General features: G+C 63.6%; 12 protein-coding genes. 5 read left to right on the plus strand and 7 right to left on the minus strand.

The features are described from left to right. Positions 1-134: 134 nt before the first annotated feature. From HY57_RS02830 to speA, 6 genes are all read right to left on the minus strand, one after another. Entirely contained in the window at positions 135-3,776 is a 3,642-nt protein-coding gene (locus tag HY57_RS02830; RefSeq protein ID WP_158407941.1) for an autotransporter outer membrane beta-barrel domain-containing protein, read from the minus strand. 279 nt (positions 3,777-4,055) lie between these two features. Next, positions 4,056-4,916, minus strand: coding sequence for an NAD(P)-dependent oxidoreductase (locus HY57_RS02835; RefSeq protein ID WP_019466545.1), 861 nt, complete (start codon positions 4,914-4,916; stop codon positions 4,056-4,058). Between the two features lie 16 nt (positions 4,917-4,932). Continuing rightward, positions 4,933-6,123, minus strand: coding sequence for a DUF3734 domain-containing protein (locus tag HY57_RS02840; protein ID WP_019466544.1), 1,191 nt, complete (start codon positions 6,121-6,123; stop codon positions 4,933-4,935). 19 nt (positions 6,124-6,142) lie between these two features. Beyond that, entirely contained in the window at positions 6,143-6,880 is a 738-nt protein-coding gene (locus HY57_RS02845) for an acetoacetate decarboxylase (RefSeq protein WP_019466543.1), read from the minus strand. A 287-nt stretch (positions 6,881-7,167) separates the two neighbouring features. Beyond that, positions 7,168-7,953, minus strand: coding sequence for a 3-hydroxybutyrate dehydrogenase (locus tag HY57_RS02850; RefSeq protein WP_019466542.1), 786 nt, complete (start codon positions 7,951-7,953; stop codon positions 7,168-7,170). Between the two features lie 306 nt (positions 7,954-8,259). Further along, positions 8,260-10,149 (minus strand): arginine decarboxylase, encoded by a 1,890-nt coding sequence (speA, locus tag HY57_RS02855; protein ID WP_019466541.1) that lies wholly within the window; start codon positions 10,147-10,149, stop codon positions 8,260-8,262. Positions 10,150-10,538: 389 nt separating this feature from the next. On the opposite strand from speA, the gene speE reads away from it, so the two are divergent. Further along, positions 10,539-11,393 carry a polyamine aminopropyltransferase gene (gene speE / locus HY57_RS02860; protein ID WP_019466540.1) on the plus strand — a complete coding sequence of 285 codons (855 nt, stop codon included), beginning with the start codon at positions 10,539-10,541 and terminating at the stop codon, positions 11,391-11,393. A gap of 203 nt (positions 11,394-11,596) precedes the next feature. Here speE and HY57_RS02865 read toward each other — a convergent pair whose 3' ends face one another. Further along, complete coding sequence (locus tag HY57_RS02865; protein ID WP_019466539.1) at positions 11,597-11,797, minus strand: hypothetical protein; 201 nt, start codon at positions 11,795-11,797, stop codon at positions 11,597-11,599. A gap of 166 nt (positions 11,798-11,963) precedes the next feature. On the opposite strand from HY57_RS02865, the gene HY57_RS02870 reads away from it, so the two are divergent. The 4 genes from HY57_RS02870 to HY57_RS02885 all read left to right on the plus strand — a co-directional run bounded on the left by HY57_RS02870 (position 11,964) and on the right by HY57_RS02885 (position 14,823). Then, the gene (locus HY57_RS02870) at positions 11,964-12,986 is read left to right on the plus strand and encodes a hypothetical protein (RefSeq protein WP_019466538.1); all 1,023 of its coding nucleotides are present in this window, start codon (positions 11,964-11,966) and stop codon (positions 12,984-12,986) included. A gap of 105 nt (positions 12,987-13,091) precedes the next feature. Beyond that, positions 13,092-13,724 carry a ParA family protein gene (locus tag HY57_RS02875; protein WP_019466537.1) on the plus strand — a complete coding sequence of 211 codons (633 nt, stop codon included), beginning with the start codon at positions 13,092-13,094 and terminating at the stop codon, positions 13,722-13,724. A gap of 42 nt (positions 13,725-13,766) precedes the next feature. Then, a complete protein-coding gene (locus HY57_RS02880) occupies positions 13,767-14,240 on the plus strand; it encodes a SixA phosphatase family protein (protein WP_019466536.1) in 474 nt (157 codons plus the stop codon). Positions 14,241-14,253: 13 nt separating this feature from the next. Beyond that, entirely contained in the window at positions 14,254-14,823 is a 570-nt protein-coding gene (locus tag HY57_RS02885) for a YceI family protein (RefSeq protein WP_019466535.1), read from the plus strand. The last annotated feature ends 2 nt before the right edge of the window (positions 14,824-14,825 follow it).

The following is a 14,825-nucleotide window of genomic DNA, read 5'->3' on the forward strand; positions in this document are numbered from 1 at the left end:
GCAATTCGAATGGAAGTAAAAAGGCCGTGTCTTACGACACGGCCTCTTTTGCTTCTGCGCTATGACTCCCTAGCGCCTCTGTTTGCAGTTCAAGCAAGGTGCAGACTTGTCCCATGCTGCACCTCACTCCAGTTTTAGAACTGCCAACGCATCCCCAGGTTTGCGCTCCAACCCTGTTCACCGGCACTACCCACCCTGCCCTGGTAATCGCCGCTACCGTACACGGAGATCGCGGAAGTAAGCGTGCCGGTGACACCCGCACCCACCTGCCAAGCCTGACCCCAACTACCACCCGCCAGGGTGCTGCTGACGCCCCACTCGTCGCTTGACACGCCGACGTTGCTGCGAGTGCTGGAGCTCCACAAATAGTTGGCACGCACCCAGGGCGTCCAACGCTGACCGCTGGCGGTCACGAAGGTCTTGGTCAAGTTGGCGCCCACGCGACCCTGCCAAGCGCCCGCGTTTTCCGGCGACACCAACAAACCATCGGCGTCGTGGAAGCTGTTGGTGCGCAACGATTGGTAGACCACCTGAGCCTGCGGCTCCACGCGCAAGTCATTGCCAAACACGAACGGATAGCCGCTCTCCAGCGAGTACGTCCAGCCGTGTGTCTTCATCTTGGCCATGTCGTAACCGCGATAAGCGGTATCTACACGCGTGCTGTAGTAGTTGCGCGCAACCACGCCATCCACGTAGAACCCGTTGCCCATCATGTAGGTGCCAGTGGCGGCGACACTGTTGGCGCTCATGCGCATGTCACTGGTGCCATCAACGGCCTTCGGCGTGATATGCGACGTACCCGTGCTGACATAAGCGCCCAGTCGGAACGTCGACGCATCGTCACCCGTCTTCAACCACGTGCCACCGATCTGGATGGCACGATCGTTCTGGTTGAAGTCATAACCGTACTCACCGAAGCTGCGGTCGGTGTGGTATTGGTAGTTGCCGCCAAACGTGCGTGCGTAGAACTCGTCACTATTGCCCGCCTCCAGGGGTTCGCCCTGATGCAGCTCACCCAGGCGATCGTGCAAACTGCCCACGCTGCGCATGCCGTAGGACAGCATGGCCGTGCTGGCACTCAAATATGCCGGCACCTGCGGAACCACGACCGGGCGCACCGGCACACCACCACCATTGCCGCTCGGATCAGGGCTGGGTGTCGGGGTTGGCGTCGGATCAGGATCTGGGGTCGGATCCGGAGTCGGCGTCGGATTGGGCACAACGGCATTCTGCAAGCGGTAATCCCAATAGCCATTGCCAGCGCCTGCAACAACACGTTGAGAGGTATCGCTGCTGCCCGGCTGATAGGAGACAAGGTCGTAACGCCACGGACCCACGGCAACATAGCCACCAGCCAGGACAAATGCCGTCGCAGATGACGTGCCCGCCACTTGAGCCAACGAAATGCCTTCGTTTGCCTCCCGAACGCCGTTGTTGTTGGTATCGGTTGATGCACCAGAGCCGTTGCCCATCACGCTTAGATACGTGGTGCCGCTGGCATTGCCTTCTACCAGGACGCGGTCAGTAAGCTGGTTGGACAGTGGACCGCCATCGTTGAGCACCGTATTCATGACGATGGTGCCGCCATTGCCAACCAGATCGCCGTGCACCACAAGGCTCTTGTAGGTTGGCGACGGTGCGGCGAAGGCGATGGTGCCCGCCAGATCGAGCTGCTTCACGTCGGAGCTTGCCGTAACGTTCCAACGGCTGCTGCCGTCCAGACTCACGGTGGATGCATTGTGCATCGCGCCGTTAAGCGTCGACGCTTGTGCCAGCGATACATTGGCCACACCGCCCTTCACGGCAGCGATATCGCCATCAAGGGCGACGTTGCCGCTCGCGAAAAGACTGACCGCCGCACCGGGCGCGACGACATTCAGCAAGGTGCCATTACCTGCGGAAATCACCGCACTCTCGCTGACATTGACGATGTTGTTGTCACCTGCCGCCACATGAATGGCGTCGCCCGTCACCGAGGTGATCGTCCCTCCTGAAACGTTGAGGGTATTGGTTACCGGCGTGCTGCCGTCCCACGACAGCAGCACGCCGTAGCGCTGCCCCGTCACGATACTGTCGGTAAGATTGACTGTTGCATTGCCCAGTGCCACGCCATCGGCCTGCACTCCGCTGGTCGTAACGGCGACCCCCGTGGCATTGACCTGACTGCCGTTGTTCAGAGCCACCACGCCCGAAGCGCTGTTGCCCGAGGTCGCAATCGTCGTACCTTGTTCCAATGCGAGTATGCCGCCACCCTGCGCCAGCGCACCGTAGGCGCTGTCGCCCGTGGTGCTGACCTGCACCTTGCCACTCGTGGTGATCTGGCTGCCACTATCCATGGCAAATAAACCCATCGCGCTGGATCCGGTCGTACCAACAGCCGCACCCTCTCCCAGCAGGATGACGCCGCCATCCTGTGCCAGAACACCGTGCGCGCTCGCGCCCGTGGTGCTGACACCGACCGAACCGTTTGTCCTGATCTGGCTACCGCTGTTGAGTGCGAACAGTCCCTCCGCGTTGGCGCCGGCCGTCTCGATTCCTGCGCCTTGCCCCAATGCCAGCACGCCGCCATTTTGCGCCAGCGCACCGTGGGCGTGACCACCTTCGGTATTGATCTGCACTGCGCCGTTCGTCATGACCTGGCTACCGCTATCCAGGGCAAACAAACCCACGGCGCTGGTGCCGGTTGTTGTCACGCTTGTGTGATCGCCCAATGTGATACGGCCGCCAGCCTCGGCGTCAACGCCATAGGCGCCCACACCGGTTGCACCATCCTCACCGGTAGTTTGTACGCTCAGATTTGCCACGTTGACCGCAGCGCCCTGGTATCCCGCCAGACCAATGGACCCTTGCCCGTTGGTGTTAATGCTGCCGCCCGACAAGTTCACATTGACGTTCTGGAAGGCCACAACGCCGTAAGAATTGACGCCGTCGGTGACGATGGAATTGCCTGCGGAGTTAAATATCGCTCCGTTGCTGACTTCCACACCATAAGCCTGCTCTCCTGACGTATGCAGAGAGTTGTTGCTGAGGAAAAGCGTCGTGCCTGTGCCATCCGCAATGGCGCCATGGGCACCGGTACCGGCGGTGACAATACGCCCATCATTGAACGAAAGGGAGCCACCCTTTGTGGCGAGCAATCCAGCCCCATGCAGACCACTCGTGTTGATCGACGAGTTGGACGCCGTCAGGCTGGATCGTCCGTTCGCGCCATCGCTGAATAACCCAACGCCTCCCGCACCCGAGGTAGAGACACCGACGTTATCCAACGTCACGGTGGCTCCGTCCATCGCGCTCGCACCGTAGGACATGTCACCGATGGTGGCGAACGATGTCGCCCTGGCATCTATCCGCGAGCCACTACCCAATGCCAAAACGGCATCAGCACCGTTGATTCCCGCCGTGCTGATGGAGCCGCCCAGAAATGAAACATAGCCACCATCCAAGGCGAGCACACCAGGCGTCCCTTCGCCATTGGTGCTGACCGTGACGTTGTTGACAGCGAACAGGGAACCGGCGTCGAAGGACGCAAGTCCAGCCAGCCCGTCTCCGGAGACGGTCACGGTGTCGTTGTTCAGTGCCAGGTTCTGACCACCTGCCACGACCACGGGCTGGGTATAGTCGGTAGCCGACAATGACGTTGGGTTTACCGCGACGACGGCCAATGTCACTGCAAGAGCGCTAACACCCGGTGCCTTCTTTCGCCCTTTTGCCAGCTCCGAGGCCACCACCCAGGTTCCGGCAACGAAGTTCCAAACAACTCGATAGATTCGATTCATTGCTGATCTCTCTGCACTGCTCTTTCCTGTCTGTCCTAGCAACAGCGCCATTGCCGTCACTGCCGAAAGAGAGAGCGAAAAAATTTACGAGACCAGTCGCAGGGAAGAAACGAGAAATATCTCAACCGAGGCAGTGATTTGTCTCGGAAGGGTGCTCGGCTTTTCGCATCCCTTGTCGGGAGAGATCGCACCCCATCCTGAAAACGCACGCGCTATAGAAAGAAAAAGGCCGTGTTGATCAACACGGCCATTCGATACCTTCGGGCGGGCAATCCAGAATCAGCCCTTGCGCTTCAACCGGATCAACCCGGAGATGTCGTCGTCGCCGTAACCCTGGCTCATCAGCTCCGCATAATCCGTCAGTGAGCGCTCGATCACGCTGCGGTTGGTGCCGGCGCTTTCCGCGATGCGGCGCACGATGCCGAGATCTTTGTGCAGCAGACCGAGTTTGAAGCCGACGCTGAATTCATTGCGCAGCATGGTGGCGCCGCGCTTTTCGAGGAACCAGTTGCCGGCTGCGCCGGCACCCAATGTGGGTAGCAGGCGTTCCGGGTCGAGTCCCAGTGCTTCGGCAAGTGCGAGGCCTTCGCACACACCCTGGGCAATGCCGGCGACCAGCACCTGGTTCACTGCCTTGGTGGCCTGGCCCGCACCAACGCCACCCAGATGCGTCACCCGCAAGGCGTACGCTTCCAGCACCGGGCGTGCGCGTTCGAGCACATCGGCTTCGCCGCCGACCATCACCGAGAGCTTGCCGTTCTTCGCACCTTCCACGCCGCCGGAGACCGGCGCGTCGAGGAAATGCGCACCGACTGCCGCCAGCCTGGTCGCCGCCTGCTTGGCGGTATCCGGTGCGACGGTGGAGTGGTCCACCACGATGGCGCCCTTTCTCAGATGCGGGGCCAGCGCATCGACGGTGTTGAGCACGTCGGCATCGGCAGTGACGCACAGCGCGATCACATCGCACTGCTGGGCGATCTCCGCCAGCGACGGCGCGGCGACGCCAAGTTCCTTCGCCACCTTGTCCGCATTGGACTGGGTGCGGCTGGCGACGGCATGGAGCAGGCCATGGGCATTGAGATGGCCGGCCATCGGCGTGCCCATGGCGCCGAGTCCGATAAATGCTGCCTTGAGTGTCATGGGTATTCCTGCAGGTTCAATCTTCACAGTGGACGTCATGCGTCACGAAGGGATGTTCAGGCGACGGCTTTTCAAACCACTGAGGTTCTTCCAGCGTGCACCGCATGTCTTCCATGCCGCTGCTCCAGTGCTGGCGCATGCTGTCGACGCTGAACTCGTAGTCCTTGTAATGCCCTTCGTACGGCTTGTTTCGGTAGATCAGGTGGAACAGGTTCACTACCGCGCTGTTGGAGTAGACCTCCGCCTGGCGATAGGCGCGATGCTTACGCTGGTCTTCCGGCACCAGCGCCATCAAGTCGTGCAGTATGCGCTGCTGGCGCTGGCGTTGCGCCATGTATTCGGTGATCAGGCGCGTACGGCTGGAGTACTGGATGTCCTTGGAGCGCGAGGTGACTTCGGCAAGGTCCTTGGGCACCTCGCCACGCGCGCTCCACAGGTCGACCTGGAAGATCAACGAGTCGCGGCACGAGGCATCGGACAGGACCTTGTACAGCGGCGTATTGGAGACCATGCCGCCGTCCCAGTAAAACTCGCCGTCGATCTCGATGGCCGGGAACCCGGGCGGCAATGCGCCGGAGGCCATGAAGTGCTCGACGCGCAGCTCGCCTTCGGTGTTGTCGAAGTAGGCGAAGTTGCCGGTGCGGATGTTGACCGCGCCCACCGACACGCGCATGGCGGTCTTGTGGTTGATGCGGTCGAAATCGACCAGGCGCTCCAGCGTGGTTTTCAGTGGCGAGGTGTCGTACCAGCTCGCTGTGGTCGGCGAGGCCCGCCATGGCCACAGCGGGAACGGGCGCGGCGTGAAGAAGCCGGGCTGGCCTTCCACCAGCGCACGCCACGCGGCCCAGCCGCTCAGGCCGTTCTGCCATGGCAGTTCCCACGCGCCCGGATCGAGCGGCGCGGTAGGCCAGACGGGGAACAGGGGTTCGCGGGTGATCCTCTGCCAGAACTCGCGCAGGCGCTCGACGCGTTGCTTGGGCGCGTTGCCGGCGATGATCGCCGCGTTGAGCGCGCCGATCGAAATACCGGCGATCCAGTTGGGGTGAATGCCGGCGGCATCCAGCGCTTCGTACACGCCAGCCTGGTAAGCACCCAGCGCGCCACCACCCTGAAGCACCAGCGCCGTGGTCTGGTATTGCTTGTGCAACTGTCGCAGCAGATCCTGATCCGACAGCTTCGGTTCCGACGAGTTTTTACGGACGTCCATACGCATCAGCCTCGGCTTATTAAGCCAGATAGTCGTACACCACGGTGCCCAGGTCGAGCGTCAGGTCGGTGACGAAATGTAGCGCCGACTCCACCTTCAGCACCGGCAGATCGGCCACCGGCGCCAGCGCGTGGGGGTGCAGCTCCAACGCCGCCGGGCCGGTCCAGGCGCCCTTGAGCGTGACGTTGGTGGTGTAGTAACGGACCAGTTCGCAGATGCGCGGCGAACCGTCCACATGCGGGATGATCTTGAGCAGGAAGTTGGGCGCGGCCAGCGAGGCCAGCACGGCCTGCTCGTCGGCCGGGCGATGCTTGAAGCCCATGGTGCCTTTGGCCACGCGCACCTTGCCGTAGTCGAGCGTGCCAACCAGGGTGTCGATCTCAGTCGCCAGTTCCGGACTCGCGAGTTTCTTGGGGAAGCCCCACAACTCGCGTCCACCGGCAATCGGTGGATGGTCGTTCAGATACATCGAGTGCACGTAGCCGCCGTGCTGGCCTTCGAAGCTGACCGGAATGACCTGGCCGGATTCGGTGTAGTCGCCGAAACCGGTGGAGTCCGGCATGCGGATGAATTCGTACTTCACCAGCGGCTCGGTGACTTGCAGCGGTTCGGGCACCACGGCGCGCAGGGCATCGAGATCCGTGCGATAGGTGATGACAAGGAATTCGCGGTTGACGAATCGGTACGGCCCCAGCGGAAACGCCGGGCTGGTCAAAGGCATGGCGAAGGCGTTGGCCTTCACGTCGGCAATCTTCATGGCGCTTGCGCTCCTGGCAACCCGTCCGCGCGATGCATCCTGGCCTGCCCGGGCGAGTATCGATGGATGAAGACAGCGGGTTGACCCCCGTTCGGCATATCGCACGGGGCACCGCAACTTGGAACCGCTGACAAAACCCCGTTACGTTTGAGCCCTGTCATTCCCGCGTAGGCGGGAATCCAGCGCCTTTCAGCACGGCGAAGGCTAAGGCACTGGATCCCCGCTTCCGCGGGGATGACGATCAAAAGCATGCTCTTCGGGATACCCGGTGGTTTTGTTAGCCGCTATTACTGCATGTACCAGCCGTGGCTCACCACGATCGACTGGCCGGTAAGCGCAGCCGACGGGAACGTGGCGAGGTACAACGCCGTCTGCGCGATGTCGTCCACCGTGGTGAAAACGCCATCCACCGTATCTTTGAGCATCACGTTCTTGATCACGTCCGCCTCGCTGATGCCCAGCTCCTTGGCCTGCTCGGGAATCTGCTTCTCCACCAGCGGGGTGCGCACGAAGCCAGGGCAGATCACGTGCGAACGCACGTTGTGTGCCGCGCCTTCCTTCGCCAGCGTGCGCGCCAGGCCCAGCAGGCCGTGCTTGGCGGCGACATAGGCGGACTTGAGCTTGGACGCTTCGTGCGAGTGCACCGAACCCATGTAGATCACGATGCCGCCGCGATCGTCCTTGTACATGTGCTTGAGCGCGGCACGCGTGGTGAGGAAGCCGCCGTCGAGATGGATGGCGAGCATCTTCTTCCAATCCGCGTAGGCGAACTGGTCGATCGGATTGATGATCTGAATGCCGGCGTTGGAGATCAGGATGTCGAGATGACCGAACTCGGCGACCACCTTGTCGGTGCCGGCGTTGACGGCGGCTTCGTCCGTCACGTCCATCGCGATGCCGATGGCCTTGCCGCCGGCCGCGTTGATCTCGGCGGCGGCCGCATCGGCGGCCTGCTGGTTGATGTCGGCGATGGCCACTGCCGCGCCATTCTTCGCGTAAAGCTCGGCGATTGCCTTGCCGAGGCCACTGGCCGCGCCAGTGATGAGTGCCACCTTGCCGTCGAGACTTGCCATAACCACTCCTGTCGATGGGGAACGGGGAAAGCAGAAACGGAATCAGGTTGTGGGCTGCGTGGCCTGTCCGTCCAGACGGAACAGGCTGGCACAGCTAGCAGGCACGCATCCATGCGACGAATGGACAATTTGCCCGAACCTCTCCTACTTCGTCATTCCGGCGCAGGCCGGAATCCAGTAGCCGTAATGACGGGTTCTCGCGAGTGGTTCATTGAATTTCTTCGCGAAAACCGCGCGATACCGCAACTGGATTCCGGCCTGCGCCGGAATGACGAGCTAGAGAGCCGTGCGCCTTGTCTTACCGCCTCAGTGCGCGCCCTCGGAGAGGTAGGTATAGCCGGTCAATCCTTCGTTCAATGTGACGAACAATTGCTCGGCCGCGTCGCCTTCCACGCCAGCCGCCGCGATGCGTTCGCGATAGCTCTGGCGCAACGCTTCAAGGTCATAGCCCACATAGTCGAGCATCAGGTCGGTGGTGTCGCCACAACGCCTGTGCGCGAAAACATACGAATCGCCATCGACACGCACGTTCACCGCGTCGGTGTCACCGAACAGGTTGTGGATGTCGCCCAGCGTTTCCTGGTACGCGCCGACCATGAAGATACCGAGACGGTAGCTCTCGTCTTCCTTCAGCGCGTGCAGCGGCAGGCTCACGTCCACGCCTTCGGCGTCGACGTAATCGTCGATGCGGCCGTCGGAGTCGCAGGTGAGGTCCACGATGACGCCGCGGCGTGTCGGTTCCTCATTCAAGCGTGCGATGGGTGCGATCGGGAAGATCTGGTCGATGGCCCAGATGTCCGGCACGGATTCGAACACGGAGAAGTTGACGAAGTACTTGTCGACCAGCTTCTCGTCCAGCTCGTCCATCGCCTGGCGGTGCGAGCGCTCGGCCGGCAGCAGGCGCATACGCACCGCGTTGGCGATGGCGTAGTACATGTCGTCCAGGCGCGCGCGGTCTTCCAGGTTCAACTGGCCCAGCGCGTAGAGCGTCTGGCCTTCGGCGAGGTGATGCTGTGCCTCGTGGAACAATTCCAGCGCGGGGCGCTGATCCAGTTCGGCCCAGGTTTCGCGCAAACGGCGCAGCACGGCCGGCTCATGATCGTGCGCGGACGGAATGTTGCCGGCGGGCACTTCTTCCACTTCCGTCACGTTCACCACCATCACGGCGTGGTGCGCTGTCATGGCGCGGCCGGCCTCGGTGATGATGTGCGGCGCGGGCAGATTGGCTTCCGCCACGGCTTCGGCCAGCGATTGCACGATGGTGGAGGCGTACTGCTCGATGGAGTAGTTGATGGAGTTGTGGCTACGCGAACGCGAGCCTTCGTAGTCCACGCCCAGGCCGCCGCCGACGTCAACGATGTCCAGCGGCACGCCCATGCGCTTGAGTTCCACGAAGTAACGCGTGGCTTCGCGCATGCCGTTGGCGATATCGCGCACGTTGGAAATCTGCGAGCCCATGTGGAAGTGCTGCAGTTTCAGCGTGTGCTTGAGGCCGGCCTGCTCCAGGCGCTCCACCAGGGTGAGCACCTGGCTGGGCGACAGGCCGAACTTGCCCTTGTCGCCGCCGGTGTTCTGCCACTTGCCCGCACCAATGGAGGCCAGGCGCACGCGCACGCCGAGCAGCGGCTCGACATTGAGCGCCTTGGCTTCGGTGAAGACGTGGTCGAGCTCGGACAACTTCTCGATCACGATGTGCACGCGCAGGCCCAGCTTGCGGCCGATCAGCGCGAGACGGATGTATTCGCGATCCTTGTAGCCGTTGCAGATCACGATGCTGCCGGGGCGGGCCATCGCCAGCACGGCCATCAGCTCGGGCTTGGAACCGGCCTCGAGGCCGAAACCGTGTTCGCCCGCGGCCACCAGCTCGCCGGCCACGCCGCGCTGCTGGTTCACCTTGATCGGGTACACGGCCGTATAGCCGCCCGCGTAGCTCCATTCGCCGATGGCCTTGGCGAAGGCGTCCTGCAGGCGCTTCAAACGGTCGGCGAGAATGTCCGGGAAGCGGACCAGCAGCGGCAGCCGCAGGCCCTCGGCGCGGGCGCGGTCCACGATGGCCGGCAGCGACAGGGCCGGGCCCTTGGCGCCGTGGGGACGCATCACGATGTGACCGGCGTCATTCACATCGACGTAGCCGTCGCCCCAATGCGGGACGGCGTAGGTATGGCGGGCAGCGTCGATGTTCCAGTGCTTCGACATGGAGGGCTCCTTGATACAACGGGCGTGTTACACCCTGAACATGTCGTCGCAGCGGCGGAGCCTTGACGAGGCAAAGTCAGCCGGCCGGAAGCCTTGCACGCCGCGGGGCCGGACTGACCTGGGGAACGCCACCTGGAGTTGTCATCCCAGCGAAGGCTGGGATCCAGCGACTTTCGCGGGGTGCCCAAAGGCACTGGATTCCAGCTTTCGCTGGAATGACGGCAACTCCGTTCGGCACTTCCTTGGGACCGTCAGCGGCTTGGCGCGGCGATCCGGACCGGTATTGTAACGGCGTCTTGTGACAATGTGCCGGCAACAACCCCGGAAGATGCCGTCCGTTCGGCTACAATTCCCGTTCTTTGAACCCTTTGATCGTCAGGAACAGCCCCATGTCGCAGCATCCCAGCTGGTTCACCGAAGCCCATCAGGCCTCCGGCTCCTCCATTGGTTACCGCGTGGAGAAGCTGCTGCACGCCGAGAAAACCCCGTTCCAGACCATCGAGATCTACCAGACCACCGATTGGGGCAACCTGATGGTGATCGATGGCTGCGTCATGCTGACCAGCCGCGACAACTTCCTCTACCACGAGATGATGACCCACCCGGCGCTGTTCACCCATGCGCGCGCCAAGCGCGTGGTGATCATCGGCGGCGGCGACTGCGGCACGCTGCGTGAAGTGCTCAAGCACGAGGAAGTGGAGCACGCCGTGCAGGTGGAGATCGACGAGCGCGTGACGCGCCTGGCCGAGCAGTACTTCCCGGAACTGTGCGACTCCAACAACGACCCGCGCGCCGAGCTGCTGTTCATCGACGGCATCAAGTACATGGCCGAGGCCGAGCCGGAGTCGCTGGACCTGATCATCGTCGACTCGACCGACCCGGTCGGCCCGGCCGAAGGCCTGTTCAATGCCGCCTTCTACGCCAGCTGCTACAAGGCCCTGCGCCACGGCGGCATCCTGGTGCAGCAGTCGGAATCGCCGATCGCCCACCTGGAGCTGATCAAGTCCATGCGTTCGGCCATGCGCACCGCCGGCTTCAGCGCGGTGAAGACCCTGCCGTTCCCGCAGCCCTGCTACCCCACCGGCTGGTGGAGCTGCACCATGGTCCGCAAGGGCGGCGACCTGGCCGGCTTCCGCGAGCGCGGCGCGCTGAGCAAGAACTTCCCGACCCGCTACTACAACGCCGATATCCACAAGGCGGCGCTGGCCCAGCCGGAATTCATGCGCGAAGCGCTGGGCGAGTAAGCCCTCGGTTCCAGCGAAAAGCCCGGCGTGGCCTCCACGCCGGGCTTTTTTGTGCCTGTGTTCCCCACTGTGGGAGCGCACCCTGTGCGCGACACGGTCGCCAAGGTGTGCGACAAGAGCCGGAAAAGCGCCTCCCATCGGACCTGCCCCGCGGGATCGTCGCGCACAGGGTGCGCTTCCACAGGGACCGAGGAGGACTTCGATCAGAACAGGGTCTGGCGGGCCTTGGGCATCAGCACCAGCACCAGCGTGGCCAACGGCCCGAACACCAGCGACAGCAGAAACCACAGCAGGCCGCTGCGGTTCTTGCCTTGGGCGAGGCCCGCATTGATCAGCGCCAGCGTGCCCCAGCCCACGAACCAGGGAGCGGCGCGGCCATCGGCCAGTATGGAAAGATTGTTCACGTGGTTTTCTCCTGTGCTGCGCAGGATGACATGTCACCCCGGGGCGTCGCGAAGCGGCCATGCTAACAAGGCAGGGCGCGTTCTCCCGTCCCTCGCATCCCGCGGATCAGGCGAGCTTAATGCTTGGGCGCTATCCTGATTGTTCGCTTTCTGTAAGGACTCATCGATGCTTGGACGGCGCCTTCTCCCGTTTGCCCTGTTGCTGGCCGCAGTTTCCGGTCCTGTCCTGGCGGCCAAGACACCCGCCAAGGCTCCCACCGCCGACACCCAGCAGACGGCCCGCCGCCAGGCGCTGCTGCAATACCAGAAGGATCTGGTCAGCGTGAGCGCACCCCAGGCCGACCCGATCCCGCTGATGGGAGCGGCCCTGCTGGCCCGGCCGCTGCCCGACCAGCCGGATTTCAACAGCTACCACAACCTGATCGGCCGGGCTGCCGAGGCCCAGGGCGCGGGTCCGGAGATCAGCTGGGCCCGCCTGAGCGACTGCGACGCCAAGGCATCGGACTGCCCCAACGCCGATGCGCTCGCCAAGCTCGTGCAGCAGGCCCCGGACAACGCGGCTGTGTGGCTGCTCAAGCTCGGCCAGGACATCCGCGACGGCAAGAACGATGACGCCCGCCAGGATCTGGCCAAGGCGGCCTCGGCCAAGGTCTACGACGACTACACCGGCGCCACCCTGAAGGCGCTGTCCGGCGCGGTGACCCTGCTGCCGCCGCCGACCAACGTGGTGGGTCCGCTGTCGGCGATGAATGGCGCCGACGTGCAGCTGACCCTGGTGTTCGGCCTTGCCGAAGGCCAACCGCAGCCCGCGCTGCAGGCAACCTCGCGCCTGTGCGAGGACAACGCCGACAAACCCAGCGTCAAGGCCGACTGCCTCAAGCTGGGCAAGTTGCTGGAATGGGGCTCCAGTCCGCTGTCCCGCTCGCTGGGCCTGCACCTGCGCGAAGTGCTGGACGAGGACACCTCCCAGCAGGAAGACGCCAAGCGCCTGCGCCGCAACCTGGTGTGGCAGGTGCAGAGCTTCTCCCAGCTCTCGCTGCGGGCCAAAAACGATACCGCCGTGGCCCAACACCTGCTGAAGCTCGCCCGCTCCGGCGGCACGCAGATGAGCCTGGTGCTCACTGCGCTGCACGACTACAACATGCCAGTCGATGCACCGTCGGACTGGGAACCCACCAAGGCCGGTTGATCACCTGACGCAACGCAGGCGCGGCGCCATTCGCGCGGCCGCGCTTGCGTCCGCTCCCCGGCCATCGTGTAGGCTTGAGCCCGGCTTGGACACTGGGGCGGCATCATGCTGACGGTACTGGTAGCAAGCAGCAAAGGCGGTTGCGGCAAGAGCACGCTGGTCACGCAACTGGCCTCGCACTGGGCGCAGGATGGCAAGCACACGGCCATCGTCGACGCCGACCGGCAACAGTCCGGTTTCCGCTGGGCGGCCAACCGCCCGGACAACGTTCCCGGCGTGCTGGCCATCGAAGGCGGCCGCAAGGCGCTGGACAAGATTCCCCCCGACACGCAGCGCGTCCTCATCGACACCCCGGCCGGCTCGCAGGAGCGCGACCTGGAGCCGTACCTGGAAAAGGCCGACGTGGTGCTGGTGCCGGTGCTGCCGTCCACCTTCGACCTCGACGCCACGTTCGGTTTCCTGGAGGAACTCCAGCAGGTCAACCGGATCAAACGGGGCAAGCTGCCGGTCGGGCTGGTCGGCAATCGCCTCAAGCCCTGGACCAATGCCAGCCAGGACGCCATGGCAAGGGTGGCCGAGCAATCGCCATTCCCGCTGGTGGCGCAGTTGCGCGACAGCCAGGCCTATGTGCTGCTGACCGCACTCGGCAAGGGCATCTTTGATTACGCTTCGGAAAACGTCAGGAGTCACCAGGAGGACTGGAAACACCTTCTGCGCTGGATCAAGCGCCAGCACTGACATCGCGTACCACGCAGGCCGTATGACCCTGGGGAGCCAAACATGCACGAACTGATCCTGTTGCGACACGCCGAAGCCCAGCCCGCCGCGGGCGGTGCCAGCGACCAGAGCCGGCGCCTGAGCGGGCGCGGTGAGCAGGAGGCGAAGGCCGCCGGCAAGTGGTTGGCCTCGCACGGGGTCAAGCTCGACCGCGTGCTGTGCTCCCCGTCCGAGCGGACCCGCGCCACCGCCGAACTGGCGCTCGCCGCCTACAGCCATGCACCCGCCACCGAGTACACCGACGACATCTACGAAGCCACGCCCGGCGAGCTGCTGGCCCTGCTCGACCAGCATGGCGACGCCGGCACGGTGATGCTGGTGGGACACAACCCGGGTATCGAGCGTCTGGTCGCGCTGCTGGTGGAAGGGCGTTCCGACGAATTCCGCGGCATGCCGCCGGCCGGCCTTGCCGTGCTGCACCTCAACGGTGCGCTTGAACCGGGCAATGCCCGTCTGGATGCGTTCTGGTCGCCATGACGCCCGGGTCGCCATGACGCTTCCGTTCGCCAGTTGTTGCCTGCTGCTGTTGCTGCTGCTCATGCAGCCCACGCAGGCGGCGGACTACCGCATCGATCCCGCACGTTCCCATGCCGATTTCGGCGTCAGGCTGTTCTGGCTCAGCCAGATCAGCGGCCGCTTCGAGGAAATCGACGGCGACGTCACCCTGAGCAGCCTGCACGACACCGCCGTGGTCGATGCCCACATCACGGTGGACAGCATCCAGATGGGGTCCGAACGTATCCGGCGCTGGGTGCTGGCGCCGGAGTTCTTTGACGCATCGCGTTTTCCTTCGATCCACTTCATCTCCAAACCCATCTCGCTGGAGATGCTGGAGAAAGGCGGCGACCTCGGCGGCACGCTGACCCTGCGCGGCGTCACCAAGCCTGCGCATTTCGAACTACTGCCCTCGCGCTGTCCGCTGGATGCGCCCCAGCAGTGCGTAATCTCCGTGCGCGGCACCATCCAGCGCAGCGATTTCGGCATGAGCGGCCATCGCACGGCCATCTCCGACCAGGTGCAGCTGGGCATGATGATCAGCCTGGATTACGGGCAGCGTTAAGC

It is taken from the genome of Dyella japonica A8, from assembly GCF_000725385.1.
GTDB lineage: Bacteria > Pseudomonadota > Gammaproteobacteria > Xanthomonadales > Rhodanobacteraceae > Dyella > Dyella japonica_C.

Excerpts from the sequence above, each read along its gene's own strand:
- HY57_RS02870 (WP_019466538.1), top strand. The coding sequence starts at position 11,964 with ATGCTTGGACGGCGCCTTCTCCCGTTTGCCCTGTTGCTGGCCGCAGTT.
- HY57_RS02845 (WP_019466543.1), bottom strand. The coding sequence starts at position 6,880 with ATGAAGATTGCCGACGTGAAGGCCAACGCCTTCGCCATGCCTTTGACC.
- HY57_RS02875 (WP_019466537.1), top strand. The coding sequence starts at position 13,092 with ATGCTGACGGTACTGGTAGCAAGCAGCAAAGGCGGTTGCGGCAAGAGC.
- HY57_RS02850 (WP_019466542.1), bottom strand. The coding sequence starts at position 7,953 with ATGGCAAGTCTCGACGGCAAGGTGGCACTCATCACTGGCGCGGCCAGT.
- HY57_RS02840 (WP_019466544.1), bottom strand. The coding sequence starts at position 6,123 with ATGGACGTCCGTAAAAACTCGTCGGAACCGAAGCTGTCGGATCAGGAT.
- HY57_RS02835 (WP_019466545.1), bottom strand. The coding sequence starts at position 4,916 with ATGACACTCAAGGCAGCATTTATCGGACTCGGCGCCATGGGCACGCCG.
- HY57_RS02885 (WP_019466535.1), top strand. The coding sequence starts at position 14,254 with ATGACGCTTCCGTTCGCCAGTTGTTGCCTGCTGCTGTTGCTGCTGCTC.
- speE (WP_019466540.1), top strand. The coding sequence starts at position 10,539 with ATGTCGCAGCATCCCAGCTGGTTCACCGAAGCCCATCAGGCCTCCGGC.
- HY57_RS02880 (WP_019466536.1), top strand. The coding sequence starts at position 13,767 with ATGCACGAACTGATCCTGTTGCGACACGCCGAAGCCCAGCCCGCCGCG.
- speA (WP_019466541.1), bottom strand. The coding sequence starts at position 10,149 with ATGTCGAAGCACTGGAACATCGACGCTGCCCGCCATACCTACGCCGTC.
- HY57_RS02830 (WP_158407941.1), bottom strand. The coding sequence starts at position 3,776 with ATGAATCGAATCTATCGAGTTGTTTGGAACTTCGTTGCCGGAACCTGG.